Here is a 14,609-nt window from a genome sequence, read left to right as displayed (position 1 = left end):
AGTTATGGCTCTGCCCCCGCCGCCACAGCCGCCTCCACCACCGCAGCTGCTGCCGCCTCCGTCACCGCTGCTACCGCCACCACTGTCCCCGCCGAAACCGAACGATGCGGCTCCGCCGGCCTGGGCAGAGCCATAACTGAGGGCACCCGCCATGGCCGGATCGAGCATCAGCAGAGCCCCCGCTCCGAAGAGTGCAGCCGACATGCCCGCTCGTGACGGCCCGTACGCGGTGAACGACGGACGAGAGCGCGGTGAGAGATAGTCGTTCTCGACGCGAAGGCGTCGGAGTTCAGCGTCTCCTTGTGCGGTGCGGCGGCGTCGACGCCGAACGAACGGGAGTGTGAGCAGCAGCAATACGATGATGCCGACGAGGAACAGCACCGGTTTCCCATTCGCAATGCCGGAGATCACCCGTACGAATCCGACGGCCGCGACGAACAAGATGGGGAACACACGGACAGTCGATGCACCACGCTCGGACCGCCCGTGCAGCAGACCCTCATCGATGAGCTGGCTCCGCAGCTGCGCGCACGCTACGGACATGTTCGTCACCAGTCGGGATCGAACCAGGGGTGCTTTGCCGCTGCCGAGTCGTTCGAGGACGGTGCGGGTGAACCAATCCAGATGTGTCCGCTCGGTGGCGGTCAGGGCGCGCCGCACTCTGCCCCGGGAGTCGATCACGTCTGCACCTCGGAGGATCGCCAACGACGCCATCACTGCCTGCGTGTCGTTGGTGAGTGCCCCGACCTCGGGCGGCGTGAGCACCCGCCCGGTAGGAGAGGCGGGAACAGACCGGTGCGAGGCGAGCCAATTGCTCAGCAGCACCAGGGCCACGGCAAGAAACGCGGCGAGCAGATACCACCGCAGAAAGTCTGCGCTGGCAATCCCCCAGGTGTCGGTAGTCCCCACGACTGCACCACCCTTCGGTCGGAACCAGCATCTGGTGTCAGTATCGGGCCCACCGGCCAGAAAGCAAGCGCAATAACGTCCCCGCGGGGACGCAAGTGCTGTCTGCCTGAAGTTCTTGTCGGTGCCCCGTCGTACCTTTGTCGAACATGCATTCGATGAATGGGGGCGTTCATGAGCGACATGGTTGAGGCAGGGTCGGCCGAGATCGAACAAATCGAGTCCGAAATCTGCGCTTTGGCAGGTCAGATCGCTGCGGCGTCGGCTCAGTACCTGATCCTGGTGGGCGAATTCGACTCTCGACGCGGATGGGCGGCATGGGAGCTGCGGTCCTGTGCGCATTGGTTGTCGTGGCGGGCGGGAGTCGATCTGCACACCGCCCGCGAGCAGGTGCGGGTGGCCAAGGCGATGCGGGAGCTGCCGTTGATCACGTCGGCGTATCTGAGCGGCACGATCTCGTACTCCAAAGTGCGCGCGATGACGCGTGTGGCCACGGCCGAGAACGAGGCGTCGCTGCTCCAGAAGGCACTGGATGCGCCGGCCGCGCATATCGAGCGCCTGTGCCGTGGTCTGAAGAAGGCGACGCGTCCGACTCGGCGAAACGGTGTGGATCTGGACCCGTGTGTGGGGCGGTGGCGCTGGGACGAGAACGACGGCTCGCTCGTGTTCAGCGCGCGATTTCGGCCGGAGGACGGGAAACGGTTTCTGGCCGCGTTGACCAGGGCCGAATACGAGCGGACCCGAACCGGCGACGAGGCGGACGCCGACCGAGCCGCCCCTGCGCCGCCCAATCCGGTTCCGGCGATGATCGCGATGGCCGAGATGGTGTGCGCTGCACTGGACTCTCCGGTTGTCTCCCCTGCTGCAGAGGTGTTGGTGCACATCGGTGGTATGGAGGAAGCGGGTCACGATCATGCCCATTTCGACGACGGGCCAGGTTTGGACGACGAAACGCTGGCTCAGGTGCTGTGTTCTGCAGTCATGCGGACTGTCGGCCACGGCCGGCTGGGAAAGACTGTGCGGTGGAGTTCGACTGCCAAATCCCCGAGCCGAACTCAGATGCGCCAGTTGATCATTCGAGACCGATGCTGTGCGGTGCCGGGATGCGGTCGAACCCGCTTCATGCATGCGCATCACGTCACCTATCGCTCGCGCGGTGGTGAGACCACGCTCGACAACCTGGTGCTGCTGTGCGGCGAGCATCATCGAGCGCTGCACGACGGTTACTTCTTCATCGAAGCCCGTGGAGATCAATGCTTCTCGTTTCGCCATCCCTCGGGAACCGAGATCATCCACGCTCCCGCAGTGTCGGGAGAGGCCGACGAGATCAGGCGGCAGTACGGCGGCATCGCACCCGACGCCATCGTCCCGAACTGGGGCGGTGAGGGCCTCGACCTGAGCTACGCGACCGATGTCCTGATCACAAATTGGCAGCAGGCTGCATGAAATGGGGTCGTCGAGGGCAAGTTAGTGTGACGAAGAGACTCGGACAAGAAGCGGTGGGATATGAGCGTCGACAGATCGATGGAGGACGAACAGTCCTGGCCGGTGGAACGAGCACCGCTCCGCAACGACGCGACCAGGCCCGAGGACGATCCGTTCTACACCGCGCCCGCGGGCTATGAACTGGCTCTTCCCGGGACGATTCTCAAGGTACGGCCGGTCGAGGTCGCGATGTTCGGTCGCGTACGCCAGCGAGTCGATGCGTGGCAGCTGCTGTACCGCACCGCAGATCTGGGCGGTCTTCCCCAGGCGAGCGTCACGACGGTGCTGCGCCCGCGGAACGCCGAGCCGGTCCTGCTGTCGTATCAGTGCGCCATCGACGGCGTCGCGTCCTCGTGCTTTCCGTCGTACGCGCTTCGCCGTGGCTCGAAGGCCGTCGGTGCCGTTCCGCAGTTCGAGTTCCTGCTGGTTCTGCATGCCCTGCGTCGCGGGTGGACCATCTCGATCCCGGACCACGAGGGCCCCGACGGGCACTGGGGTTCCCCGCAGGAACCCGGATTCTGCACACTCGACGCCATCCGCGCGGCGCTGTCGTTCGAACCTCTCGAGTTGAACGACAACACGCCCGTCGCGCTGTGGGGTTACTCGGGCGGCGGCCTCGCCACGTCCTGGGCCGCGGAGATGGCACCGGAGTACGCGCCGGAGATCGAGTTGGTCGGTGCCGCTCTCGGCTCGCCCGTCGGAGATCCGGGATCGGCATTCACCCGGCTCAATGCGACGCTGCACGCAGCGTTGCCGACGCTGGTGGTGGCTGGCTTGCGGCGTACCTACCCCGACCTGGACCGGGTCATCCGCCAGTACGTCAACGAGGACGGAATGCGCATTCTCGATTCTGTCGAGTCGATGACGACCGTCCGGGCCGTCACCCGACTGGCCCGACACGATCTGGACAAGTACATCGACGTCCCGCTGGCCGATCTGCTGGCGTTGCCCGAAATCGTGCAGGTGTTCCTCGACATCCAGCCCGGTCGCATTGCCCCGACGGCTCCGCTGCTGGTGATCCAGGCGGTGCACGATCAGATCATCGCCGTCGACGACGTGGACGGGCAGGTCGAGCGGTACAACGAAGCCGGTGCCCACGTGACGTACCTGCGAGATCGGCTGAGCGAGCACCTGTCGCTGCATCCGCTCTGTGCGCCCCTCACCCTGGATTGGCTGGCCGATCGGTTTGCCGGCGTGCCGGTGCCCGGCCCCTCGACTCGGACGGTGTGGTCCACCGCGTTCTCGCTCGCGGCGGTTCGTGGTCTGGTGTCGCTGACCTGGACGACGTTCAGAGCATTGACCATCGGCGTCCGGGCGTAGCTACCCTAGGGCCGATGCAGCGAACCTGGGTACGGATACTCACCGGCACGATCGCGATTCTGGGCATCCTCACCGGCCTGGCGGCGTTGGGCGTGTACTACACCGACACCCGCGTCAACGTGCTGATCGCACTGGCGTCGTTCGTTCCGTTGATGTTCATCGCTGTTGTGCTCGGCGCACTCGTGGCGCTGATCGGGCGGCGCTGGGTTCTCGCGGGAGTCTCGACGCTCGTGCTGGCGGCAGGTGCAGTGTCGTACGCACCGCTCTACGTGGCCGACGCGGTGCCGAGCTCCGACGGTGTGCGGCTGCGTGTGATGCAGGCAAATTTGATGGTGGGACGCGCTGATCCGACGGCTGTGGTCGGTCAGGCGCGCGAGAACTCCGTCGACGTCGTCACAATTCAGGAATTGACCGACGAGTCGGTGATCGGTCTGCGTGACGCAGGCATGGAAGAGCTCTTTCCCTACAGTTACCTTCGGCCGTACGTGACGGGCGGCGGTGGGGCCGGGATCTACAGTCGGCTGCCGATATCCGACAATCGCGAACTCGTCGGATACGGTCCGGTGAATCTTGCGACCCGAATCGAGGTCCCCGATTCGGAGCCGATCTCGCTACTGGCCGTGCACCCGGGACCCGCTTACGTCACTCCGGCAGACATCTGGACCGCTGAACTGGACACTCTCCGAGGCGATCTGGAGGCCGTGTCGGGCACCGGACCGGTGATCGTCAGCGGAGACTTCAACACGACCTATTCGCACAAGAAGTTCCGCAACCTCCTCGATGCCGGATACTCCGACGCCGCAGCGCAATTGGGGAAGGGCTTGGTGCCGACGTATCCCACGGACAAGGGCACGCCCGCTGTCGTGGGTATCGATCACATCCTGTCCAACAGCGGACACGCTCGATCACTGGAGAGAATCGATCTCCCGGGATCGGATCATCACGGATTGATCGGAGAGATCGAGTTCGACCGGTAGATCAGCGAAACGAGTGGACGTTGCGCCGCGCCCAGTGCGCGAATGTCGTAGCGGTGCCGGTGATCTCGGTCAGCGTTCGGTCGACCTGCTGCGGATTGTCCACCGAGGACTCGAGCCCGTCGACGTAGGTGATCGCAAAGTCCCCCATGCTGGGAGTCAAGTCGTCGATGGTCTCCTGTCGGCTGACCGTCTCGAAGGTCAAGGGGCGGCCGACAGCGTCGGAAATTCTGTCCAATAATTGGACGCGCGTGAGGGTTTCGGGTCCGGTGAGAACATGGGATCTACCGTGATGCTTCTGTTCGTCGATGAGAACGGCCGCCGCCGCCGAGGCGATGTCGTCCATCGCTATCGGGGCATTGGCGGCATCGGGGAACGGCTTACGGACGCAACCGGATTCGATGATTCGCTCCGCCCACATCGTCGAGTTCTCCATGAATTCGCCCGGCCACAGGTGAGTCCAGTGCATCCCGGATTTCTCGACCGCCACGGAGATCGGATACCACCAGTTCTCGGGTGGACCGGCGAGATCGACGACATGCCGTACCCCCGCGGCTCGGGCGAGCTCGAGGACAGGTTCGATCGTGCTCGGATACGGGGCCAGGTAGATCTGATCGACACCGATCAGGGCGTCGGGCAGAGAATCCACCCGACCGAGAAACCCCTCGGCGATCTCCACGCCCGAGGGCAACTGCGCGCGTTCGGGATGGTTGGTCAACGCTCGCACATCGGTTCGTCCCGCGGCCAGAAGGTGGTCGACGAGCATGCGGCCGATATTGCCGGTTGCACCGGTTACCAGAATCGTCATACCGTACAGCGTACGGCATGACGATTCGGTGTAGGAGTGGAAAAGTGAGCCGATCAGCTCACGCGAGCGGACTGCTTCCGAGACTTGCCGCACTGCAACAGGATTCGCACTGCAGCCGTGGTGCCGTCCAGCGATGTCACGATGTCGTTGCGCGTCTGTGCTGCCGCCGCGGAGACCGTGTCGAGTGACGTCACTGCGGGATCGAGGGTTGCGGTGATCTCGACGACCCGTTCGCCGCGATCGGACACCGAGCGACCGGATGCGGACACGACTCCCTCGTGGGCTGCCAAAGATTTCGCTGCACTCTTGGCGGCGGTGGTCAGATCGACACTGAGCCTGCCGTCGACGTCGGAGTCTGCTGTGGAGGCAAATGCGACAGTGCCGACCGAGCGGCGCGGCAGGTGCGCGAGGAGCCACCAGAGTCCGAGAAGAACGAGGACGATTGCGGCTGCTCCGAGTGCCCAGGGCCACCACCCTGCATCGACGGTGGTGTCGACGAACGCGGCATCGATTCGCTCGCGGCCGGGGAACTTGCCGCGTTCCCATGCGATGGCTCCACCGCCGAGGGCGATCAGTGCGAGCCCGACGACCGCCGTACTTGTTCGGTCGAGGGATGCGGTAGCGCGCTTCATGAGGCTTGTCCTGTCGTTCGCACTCGGGTGCGGACTTTCGGTGCCGACGCGAGTGGGCGGAGGGCATCGTCCACGGAGGTGACGATCGAGGATTTCAGGGCCGAGGTGTCGGTGCCGGTCACGGTGGACGCGGCAACGGTGACCTTCTTGTTGCCGGCCTTGGCCGTCGCGGAATCGACTCCGACGTTGTCGAGAGCGGCGGCGCGAGCCACTGCGGCGACGTCACCCTTGCGGAGCCAGACATCTTGTTCGGTGAGAGCACGATGGGTGCGTCGGCGTGGGCGGACGGCGACGAAAACAAGGATGAAGCCGATGACGACGGCGGCGATGCCGCCGGGCAGCATCCAGCTCTGCGCGGTGAGCCCATCCAGATGCGTAGCCGCGGGGCCGACCCATTCGGACCCGTCGAGGGCACCGAGCTTCAGCAATGCCTCACGGCCGAGGACCACCCCGGCACCGAGGAGGAGGAGTGCGAACAGAACAGCAGGGACAGCGGCGGTAGGGTTTGCCACCGGCTTCTTGCTCGGCTTCTCGCTCATTGCACTCTCCCTTCTTCGACGGTGGCTTCGGCGGGCACGCACTGGACGGTGACGTCGACTCGGTCGACTGTGTAGATGCCCAGCTCGGACAGATCTCTTGCCACTGCCGCGCGGACATTGGCGGCGACCTTCGCCAGTGGCGACGGCCAGGTGACGGCCACGGCAACCTGCGCGCGGACGCGTGTCCCGTTGATCGTCACGTCGGCCTTCGGCAGGTCACGTCCGCCGAGGACGCGTAGCCCGGGGTTGCGGTCGGTGACCGATTCGGTGCCGCGAGCTGCGAGAACGGCGAGGCGCTCGACGGCTTTGTGCTTGATTTCCAGTGAGCCTCGCTCACCGGGCTCCACCGCTGTCTCAGTCACGACCGCGACCACGCATGATCGAGTTCAGGTCCAGTTCGCCGTCGATGTAGCGTCCGACGAAGAAGCCGAGGCCGCCGAGGACGATGGCGATGAGGAAGCCGGTGAAACCGCCGGCTGCTGCGGCGATGGCCAGCAGAAGTCCCACGAACAAACCGATGGTTGCAGTGGTCATGGTCTTGATCTCCAGTCAGAGGTATCAGATTCAGCGGTGTCAGATGTCGAAGTAGTTGCGCCGGGTGACGCGTTTTCGGATGCGAGCGATCCGCTTGGGCAGGGTGCGCAGTGGTGACGGGATCGGCGAGGCGCGGAACACGGTCGGCGCGCTGGCGGCATTGATCGGTGCCGACGGAAGAACTGCGAACCTGCGGTCGACCTCGGCGAGTTCGGCCATGTAGCGAGCCGGATCCCCGCCGATATCGGGGTGATGTTCACGTGCCACAGCGCGCCGAGCCGCCTTGTACTCGGCGGCTCGGTTGTGCGCTGCGTGCTCGTTCACCTGGTCAGACTCGCACAATGTCCTCGACGGTGACGTGCACGGGGCCGTCGACCATCGCTGCCACTGTGCGACGCACGGCATCGGCGGTCTCGCGAACCGCGACACCGAACTCCAGCGTCACGTGAACCTCGGTTCCGTCCTCACTGCTTCGGATGCCGGCGATACGGCGTCCGGGCAGGTACGTCGCGGCCTCACCGAACATGCCGCCGTGCAGCCCGACGACACCGTCGATCGCCAGAACGGCGTCGGCGATGTCCTCGGACTTGTCACGATCCGTCATGTGCGGCTCGGTCACTGCACTCGGGTGGTGGCGGGCTCGGTGGTGTCGTCGTCGTCCGAGCCGTCGTCGAGGTAGATGTCGTGGACGACGATGTTGACCTCGGTGACCTCGAGACCGGTCATGCGCTCGACGGCGTTGATGACGTTGCGGCGGATGCCCGCTGCGAGGTCTGCGATGGAGACGCCGTAATCGGCGACGATGTCGATGTCGACTGCTGCCTGACGCTCGCCGACCTCGACCGAGACACCCTGCGACTGGTTGACGCGGGCACCGGGGATGCGCTCACGGAGAGCACCGATCGCGCGGCTGGCTCCGCCGCCGACGGCGTGCACTCCCTGAACCTCACGGGTGGCGATGCCGGCGATCTTGGAGACGACGGTATCGGCAATGGTGGTGCGGCCCTGCGAGCTGACGAGCACGGAATCCGACTTGGTGGTGATGTCGGTCTTTCCTTCGCCTGCAGCGGATACGGTTGCCTTGGTGTCCGTCGTGGAGCTCATGAATGCCTCTCTTCGTTTCGGTGTCTGGTGCGTCAGTGTGTGACAGGAGTTGGTCGTAGCTCGATGGTCGAAACGCACGTCCACATAAAGTGACCTACGTCATAGATTACGTCTGCTGGTAAACCGGTATCGAAGACTGGCGTGATCGATGACCACGATGAAGTGAACGGGGGCCCGATGGAGTGGGTAGACGCGTCGGACCGCGTTCTCGTCGGCGCTGCGGCGCTCGGCGAGACCGATGCGTTCGAGGAGATCGTCCGGCGCTACGGCCCGGAGATGTTTCGGTATGCGCGCAACATGTTGTCCGATCAAGGTGCCGCCGAGGAGGTGGTGCAGGACGCGTTCGTGGCAGCGTGGAAGGGCCTCGACAACTTCCGTGGGGACTCGGCTCTGCGAACCTGGCTGTTCTCACTGGTGTCGCACAAAGTGATCGATCATCGACGACGTCGCAGCGTTCCTCCCGCTGAAGATTGGGTATTCGAGCGCAAGAGCACCGGAGCGGGCAGCGATCCCGGGGCGGATGTCGAGGCCGACAGCTTCATGGCCGAGCTGGGCACAGCACTCGCCGAGCTGCCCTACCGTCAGCGGGCCTGCTGGCTGCTCCGCGAGGTGGAGGGCCTGACGCACCCCGAGATCGGCGCGATCATGACCCTGTCCGCCGGAGCAGTACGTGGTCAGTTGACCAGAGCACGAGCAACATTGAGCGAAAGGTTGGCAACATGGCGAACCCACTAGAGCCGGATTCGGTTCTCGCGCGTGCTGCCACCGAACTTCGGGACGCACCACAGGAACCGAATTGGGTGGACATCAGCGCGTCCATCATCACGAAGGTACGCAACACCACCAGACGGACGTGGCCGATCGACAGCGCGTTCCCCTCCGGCTCTGCTGCCGGACCGGCGGACTCACTCCGGGTCAGTGACCACATCGTCAAGACGACGCTTCGTCGTGCACTGGCGGACGTGCACGGCGCACAGCCCACCGAGATCGAACTCGACCTCGACGACCATGCCTGCATCGGTCTGTTCGTTGCGGTGATCGGGGTGTACGGCGACGACCTGCAGGCCGCGGGAGACGAGCTGGCGACCATCGCGATCGATACCGTGTCGGACCTGCTGGGCGTCACCCTCGGGCGCGATGTGGTCGAGATACGCGTCGACGACATCGAGGAGCGCTAGCCGTACCGGCCGGGTGAGGAGACAGACTGTGGCGGACAGGGGTGAGCTGCGGATCTACCTCGGCGCGGCACCGGGCGTCGGCAAGACCTTCGCGATGCTCGGTGAGGCCCACCGACTGACCAGCCGGGGCTGCGACGTCGTGGCAGCGGTCGTCGAGACACACGGCCGCGCTGGGACCATCGAGGCGCTCGACGGTATCGAAGTGCTGCCGATGGCGACCGTCGAATATCGGGGGTCGTCGGCGCAGGAACTCGATCTCGACGCCGTCCTGGCGAGGAAGCCTCAGGTGGTGCTCGTCGACGAACTCGCCCACACCAACACCCCGGGCAGTGTGCACGGTAAGCGGTGGCAGGACGTCGAGGTGCTGCTCGACGCCGGCATCGACGTCATCTCGACCCTCAATGTCCAGCACCTCGAATCGCTCAACGACGTGGTGCAGCAGATCACCGGGGTACCGCAGCGAGAGACCGTGCCCGACAGCGTCGTTCGTGCTGCCGACGAGGTGGAACTGGTCGACATCACTCCCGAGGCGCTCCGCAGTCGGCTGCGGCACGGCAACGTCTACGCCGCCGAGAAGGTCGACGCGGCACTGAGCAACTACTTTCGGGGCGGCAACCTGACGGCGCTGCGGGAACTCGCACTGTTGTGGATCGCCGATCAGGTCGACGCGGCATTGGTGAAGTACCGCAAGGACAATCGCATCACCGAGACGTGGGAAGCCCGCGAGCGCGTGGTGGTGGCCGTGACCGGCGGACCGGAATCGGAGACGCTGCTGCGCCGCGCCAGTCGCATCGCCTCGAAATCCAGTGCAGAGCTGATGGTGCTGCACATCGTCCGCGGCGACGGCCTGATGGGAGTATCGGCAGCGCAGATGGGCTCGGTGCGCAGGCTCGCCGCCGGGCTCGGTGCGAGCGTCCACAGCGTCGTCGGCGACGACGTGCCGACGACGCTGCTCGACTTCGCCCGCGGGGTGAATGCAACCCAGCTGGTGATCGGTACCTCGAGACGGTCGCGCGCGGCGCGGATCCTGGACGAGGGCATCGGCGCAGCAGTGGTGCAGAACTCGGGAAAGATCGACGTGCACATGGTCACTCACGCCGAGCAAGCCCGCCGCAGGGGCATCCAGGTCGATTCGGGGCGGCGACGAATTCTGGCGTGGGTCGCCGCCGTACTGGTGCCCTGCCTCGCCGCCGCCGTACTGAGCACGGTCGGACCGAACTTCGACTCCAGCGGCGAGAGTGCTCTGTTCTTCATGGTGGTGCTCTGCGTTGCGCTGCTGGGAGGAGTTGCGCCGGCGGCACTCTCGGCGTTGATCGCGGGATTCCTGCTCAACTATTTCTTCACCACACCCCGGTACAGCCTCACCATCGCCGAGCCGGAAAACTTCGTCGTCACCGTGGTGCTGCTGCTGATGGCCGTTGCCGTCGCCGCCCTCGTCGATGCTGCAGCCCGGCGAACGCGTCAGGCACGCAGGGCGACTCAGGAAGCCGAACTGTTGACACTGTTCGCCGGATCGGTGCTCCGCGGAGCCGACCTGACGGCACTGCTCGAGCGCGCCCGTGAGACCTATCGCCAGAGTGGCGTGGCGCTGTGGGACAACCAGTCTCAGTCGATCGTGGGCAGCGCGGGTGAGCAGGCCCCGATCGATCGAACCGGAGCCGACACCGAGGTGGACGCAGGCGACTTCGCACTGTTGCTCGTCGGGGAACGCACGCGCGCCCACGATCGGCGGGTGCTCGCAGCGGTGGCAAATCAGGCCGCGGGCATGGTTCGTCAGTCTCGGTTGGCCGAGGAAGCCAGCCGGGCCAATGCGCTCGCCGAGGCCGATGCGCTGCGTCGAGCATTGCTCTCGGCCGTCAGCCACGATCTGCGGACGCCACTGTCCGCCGTCAAGGCAGCGTCCTCGTCTCTGCGTAGCACCGACGTGCAGTTCTCACCCGAGGACACCGAGGAATTGCTCGCCACGATCGACGAATCGGCCGATCAGCTGACCGCTCTGGTGAGCAATTTGCTCGACTCCTCGCGGCTGCAAGCCGGTGTTGTCCAACCGAGTCTGCGTCCCGTTTTCGTCGACGACGTGCTGAGCGGCGCGCTGGTCCAAGCAGACGATCGTGTGCGGGTCGAGGTGGGTGACGTCGAAGTACTGGCAGACCCTGGCCTGCTCGAACGGGTGCTCGCGAACCTGGTGGACAACAGCGCCCGGTACGCGCCCACCGGAGACATCACGGTCAGGGCCGCGGTGCACGGCGAGCGGGCAACCATCTCGGTCGTCGATCACGGCCCCGGCATCACCGCGGGAGCCGAGGAAACGATGTTCGACGCGTTCCAACGCCTGGGGGACCGCGACAACTCGATAGGCGTCGGGCTGGGACTGTCGGTGGTGCGCGGATTCGTCCGAGCCATGGGCGGTACCGTCACGGCATCGAACACGGACGGCGGCGGGCTGACGATGACGGTGGAGCTGAAGGCGGCGAGTAGGTGAAGGTGCGGGTGCTCGTCGTCGACGACGAGCCACAGATCGTGCGAGCGCTGCGGATCAATCTCAACGTGCGCGGGTTCGAGGTCGTCAGTGCCGCAACCGGCGGTGAGGCGCTGCGGGTGGCTGCGAACTTCCACCCGGACATCGTGATTCTCGATCTCGGCCTACCCGACATCGACGGTATCGACGTCATCGCCGGTCTGCGCGGCTGGACCGAGGTGCCGATCCTGGTGCTCTCGGCGCGGACCGACTCGGCCGATACCGTCGAGGCACTCGATGCCGGCGCCGACGACTTCGTGACCAAGCCCTTCGGCATGGACGAGCTGCTGGCGCGATTGCGTGCTGCCCTGCGCCGCGGCCCGCAGACCGTGGCAGATCCTGTCGTCGAGACGGAGGACTTCACCGTCGACCTGGCCTCGAAAACCGTTGTGCGCGAAGGCGAGAGCGTGCACCTGACCCGCACCGAATGGGGTGTCCTCGAACTGCTCGTGCGCAACGAGGGCAAGCTGGTATCGCAGAAGGACATACTGCGGACCGTCTGGGGCCCCGGGCACGAGCGTGAAACACATTACCTACGAATCTATCTCGGCCAGTTGCGGCAGAAACTGGAACGAGACCCGGCGGCTCCGGTGCATCTGATCACCGAAACCGGCATGGGCTATCGATTCGTGAGTTGACCGCTGGCCGCGCTCGCACTTATCCGCCCAGTACCTCTCCCTCGCGGCGCGGGTCTGCTCCCCCGATCCAGCCGCCGTCGGTGCGCTGCAGGGCGCTCAGTCCGCTGGACTGGTCTGCGACCGAGACCTGATGGCCCATCTCGCGCAATTTCACGACCACGGGATCGTTCTCACCCGTCACGTTCGGATGCTCACCGCCATAGTTGGTCGACGGGGTATTGGCCGCACCGAAGTCGACCATCGATACCGCCTGCTGTGGGTCCATGCCCCAATCGAGCAGTCCCACCAACGTTTTGACGACGAACTGAATGATCACCGATCCGCCGGGAGATCCGGCGACGAGCACGAGATCTCCGCGCGCGCCGTCGACGCCGCGGTCGAACACGAGCGTCGGGGCCATCGAGCTTCGCGGACGCTTACCCGGCTCGACACGGTTGGCCATGGGAGTTCCGTCCTCGGCCACGGGAGCCGCGGAGAAGTCGGTGAGCTGATTGTTGAGCAGAAAGCCGTCGACCATGTGGAACGAACCGAAAGCCGACTCGACGGTCGTCGTCATCGAGGCTGCGTTGCCCTCGCTGTCGACGATGGAGATGTGGCTGGTGCCGTGCTCGGGGTCGGTGGACGAAGCGAATTGAACCGGGCCGAAGTCGCCGGGCTGCGCGGTACCCATCGACTTGGACTCGTCGATGAGTCCCGCTCTGCTGCTGAGATATTCGGGGTCGAGCAAGGCGTCGGGGGATCCGCCGGGCAGGGGTACGAAGTCCGGATCGGCCACGTACTTGTCGCGATCGGCGTAGGCCAGTCGCTCGGCCTCGGAGATCAGGTGCACGGCCTCGGCCGTCGGGGTACCGCCGTTGGCGTCCATTCCCGTCGGCGCGTACTGCGCCAGATCGAAGTTGGACAGAATGCCCATCGTCGACGCCACCGCGATGCCGCCCGACGACGGTCCCGGCATGCCGCAGATGTCGTGGTCGCGGTACTCGGTGCATACGGCGGTACGGGTTTTGGGTTCGTACGCCGCGAGATCTTCCAGCGTGATCTGTCCCGGAGTGCGGCCCGCGGTGGTATCGGCCGTCGCATCGACGATGGCCTGGGCGATGTCGCCGGTGTAGAAGGCGTCGGCACCGTCGGTTGCGATGGCAGACAGCGTCTTCGACATCGCCGGGTTGTTCAGAACCGTCCCGGCGGGCTTTCCGGTGCCGTCCGGCTGCAGGAAGTAGGCCTTGGATGCGGGGTCGAGGGCGAGCTTCGGTGCCGAGTCGGCGATGGACGAGGCCATGCGCGGGCTGATCTCGATTCCGTTGTCGGCGAGACCGATTGCAGGCTGGAAGAGATCCCCCCACGGCTTGTGGCCGTGATCGTCGTGGGCTTGCTCGAGCATCCGCAGGACGCCCGGTACGCCGATCGATCGGCCACTGGACCGTGCATCGGGTTGTGGCACAGTGCGGTTCACATCGTCGATGTATCGCAGGTAGTCGCCGGTGGCGCTCATCGGAGCGGTCTCGCGGCCATCGTAGCTCTGCACCTCGCCGGACGCCGCGTCGTAGTACATCAGGAATGCACCGCCGCCGATTCCGGACGACTGCGGTTCGACGAGGCCGAGCACCGTCTGCGCGACGATCAGTGCGTCGGCCGCGGTGCCGCCGTCACGCAGCACCTCGCAGGCTGCTTCGGTCGACACCGGGTTTGCCGTCGAGACCGAGTACGAGGCTGTCTCCACCGGTGCCATGTTCGATCGATATCCGGTCGCGACTTCCGGATTGGTGGAGATGTCGCCCGAGCTCGCGCTTGGTGTCGCTCCTACCGGGGTGCCGCCGCTGGCACCGAGAACGCAACTGTTCTCGGCAGCGGAGTCGGTGCCGGTGCTGTCACTGCTGCTGCACGCGGCGAGCGGTACCAGCAGGAGAGCACAGGCAAGAGCGGTCGAGCGGAGTGGGCGCATTCCGGTTGCAGACACCGCCCGACGCTAACAC

Annotated in this window: 17 protein-coding genes; 7 read left to right on the top strand and 10 right to left on the bottom strand. The window is 65.5% G+C overall.

The annotated features are described in order from the left end of the window. A partial coding sequence (locus CH294_RS08775; RefSeq protein ID WP_249305174.1) for a TIGR04222 domain-containing membrane protein occupies nucleotides 1-909 on the bottom strand: 909 nt, incomplete at its 3' end. Between the two features lie 171 nt (nucleotides 910-1,080). Here CH294_RS08775 and CH294_RS08770 point away from each other — a divergent pair. The 3 genes from CH294_RS08770 to CH294_RS08760 are packed head-to-tail and all read left to right on the top strand — an operon-like array spanning nucleotide 1,081 to nucleotide 4,688. After that, complete coding sequence (locus CH294_RS08770; RefSeq protein ID WP_249305172.1) at nucleotides 1,081-2,352, top strand: HNH endonuclease signature motif containing protein; 1,272 nt, start codon at nucleotides 1,081-1,083, stop codon at nucleotides 2,350-2,352. Nucleotides 2,353-2,412: 60 nt separating this feature from the next. Then, a complete protein-coding gene (locus CH294_RS08765; RefSeq protein WP_094737660.1) occupies nucleotides 2,413-3,711 on the top strand; it encodes a lipase family protein in 1,299 nt (432 codons plus the stop codon). Nucleotides 3,712-3,725: 14 nt separating this feature from the next. Then, nucleotides 3,726-4,688, top strand: a complete 963-nt coding sequence (locus CH294_RS08760) for an endonuclease/exonuclease/phosphatase family protein (protein WP_094737659.1) — start codon at nucleotides 3,726-3,728, stop codon at nucleotides 4,686-4,688. 1 nt (nucleotide 4,689) lies between these two features. On the opposite strand, the gene CH294_RS08755 is transcribed toward CH294_RS08760, so the two are convergent. From CH294_RS08755 to CH294_RS08720, 8 genes are read right to left on the bottom strand one after another with little or no spacing between them, the layout of a single operon-like run. Next, nucleotides 4,690-5,493 (bottom strand): NAD(P)H-binding protein, encoded by an 804-nt coding sequence (locus CH294_RS08755; RefSeq protein ID WP_094737658.1) that lies wholly within the window; start codon nucleotides 5,491-5,493, stop codon nucleotides 4,690-4,692. Between the two features lie 53 nt (nucleotides 5,494-5,546). Then, the gene (locus CH294_RS08750; RefSeq protein WP_094737657.1) at nucleotides 5,547-6,125 is read right to left on the bottom strand and encodes a hypothetical protein; all 579 of its coding nucleotides are present in this window, start codon (nucleotides 6,123-6,125) and stop codon (nucleotides 5,547-5,549) included. Next, nucleotides 6,122-6,664 (bottom strand): DUF6286 domain-containing protein, encoded by a 543-nt coding sequence (locus CH294_RS08745; RefSeq protein WP_094737656.1) that lies wholly within the window; start codon nucleotides 6,662-6,664, stop codon nucleotides 6,122-6,124. Before CH294_RS08745 ends, CH294_RS08750 begins: the two co-directional genes overlap by 4 nt. Continuing rightward, entirely contained in the window at nucleotides 6,661-7,026 is a 366-nt protein-coding gene (locus CH294_RS08740) for an Asp23/Gls24 family envelope stress response protein (protein ID WP_037152512.1), read from the bottom strand. Before CH294_RS08740 ends, CH294_RS08745 begins: the two co-directional genes overlap by 4 nt. Next, nucleotides 7,019-7,198 carry a hypothetical protein gene (locus CH294_RS08735; protein WP_027495126.1) on the bottom strand — a complete coding sequence of 60 codons (180 nt, stop codon included), beginning with the start codon at nucleotides 7,196-7,198 and terminating at the stop codon, nucleotides 7,019-7,021. The genes CH294_RS08740 and CH294_RS08735 overlap by 8 nt, the downstream gene beginning before the upstream one ends. 39 nt (nucleotides 7,199-7,237) lie before the next feature. Further along, nucleotides 7,238-7,522: a hypothetical protein gene (locus tag CH294_RS08730; RefSeq protein WP_094608840.1), complete on the bottom strand. Its 285-nt coding sequence runs from the start codon at nucleotides 7,520-7,522 to the stop codon at nucleotides 7,238-7,240. 4 nt (nucleotides 7,523-7,526) lie between these two features. Next, a complete protein-coding gene (locus CH294_RS08725; RefSeq protein ID WP_032402278.1) occupies nucleotides 7,527-7,802 on the bottom strand; it encodes an Asp23/Gls24 family envelope stress response protein in 276 nt (91 codons plus the stop codon). An 11-nt stretch (nucleotides 7,803-7,813) separates the two neighbouring features. Beyond that, nucleotides 7,814-8,302, bottom strand: coding sequence for an Asp23/Gls24 family envelope stress response protein (locus CH294_RS08720; protein WP_032378652.1), 489 nt, complete (start codon nucleotides 8,300-8,302; stop codon nucleotides 7,814-7,816). 177 nt (nucleotides 8,303-8,479) lie between these two features. Between CH294_RS08720 and CH294_RS08715 the strand changes: the two genes are divergently transcribed. From CH294_RS08715 to CH294_RS08700, 4 genes are read left to right on the top strand one after another with little or no spacing between them, the layout of a single operon-like run. Next, complete coding sequence (locus tag CH294_RS08715; RefSeq protein WP_052058579.1) at nucleotides 8,480-9,037, top strand: sigma-70 family RNA polymerase sigma factor; 558 nt, start codon at nucleotides 8,480-8,482, stop codon at nucleotides 9,035-9,037. Then, nucleotides 9,022-9,480: a hypothetical protein gene (locus CH294_RS08710; RefSeq protein WP_037151949.1), complete on the top strand. Its 459-nt coding sequence runs from the start codon at nucleotides 9,022-9,024 to the stop codon at nucleotides 9,478-9,480. Before CH294_RS08715 ends, CH294_RS08710 begins: the two co-directional genes overlap by 16 nt. Before the next feature lie 28 nt (nucleotides 9,481-9,508). Next, nucleotides 9,509-11,962, top strand: a complete 2,454-nt coding sequence (locus tag CH294_RS08705; RefSeq protein WP_094737655.1) for a sensor histidine kinase KdpD — start codon at nucleotides 9,509-9,511, stop codon at nucleotides 11,960-11,962. Beyond that, on the top strand, nucleotides 11,959-12,636 hold the full coding sequence (locus CH294_RS08700) for a response regulator (RefSeq protein WP_037151943.1): 678 nt from the start codon (nucleotides 11,959-11,961) through the stop codon (nucleotides 12,634-12,636). The genes CH294_RS08705 and CH294_RS08700 overlap by 4 nt, the downstream gene beginning before the upstream one ends. A gap of 19 nt (nucleotides 12,637-12,655) precedes the next feature. Here CH294_RS08700 and ggt read toward each other — a convergent pair whose 3' ends face one another. After that, nucleotides 12,656-14,578, bottom strand: coding sequence for a gamma-glutamyltransferase (gene ggt / locus CH294_RS08695; RefSeq protein ID WP_094737678.1), 1,923 nt, complete (start codon nucleotides 14,576-14,578; stop codon nucleotides 12,656-12,658). Nucleotides 14,579-14,609 lie beyond the last annotated feature (31 nt).

It is taken from the genome of Rhodococcus sp. 14-2483-1-1 (genome assembly GCF_002259335.1).
Lineage (GTDB): Bacteria > Actinomycetota > Actinomycetes > Mycobacteriales > Mycobacteriaceae > Rhodococcoides.
Note: the sequence above shows the minus strand (reverse complement) of the source record. Positions and strands in the feature narration are given on the sequence as shown.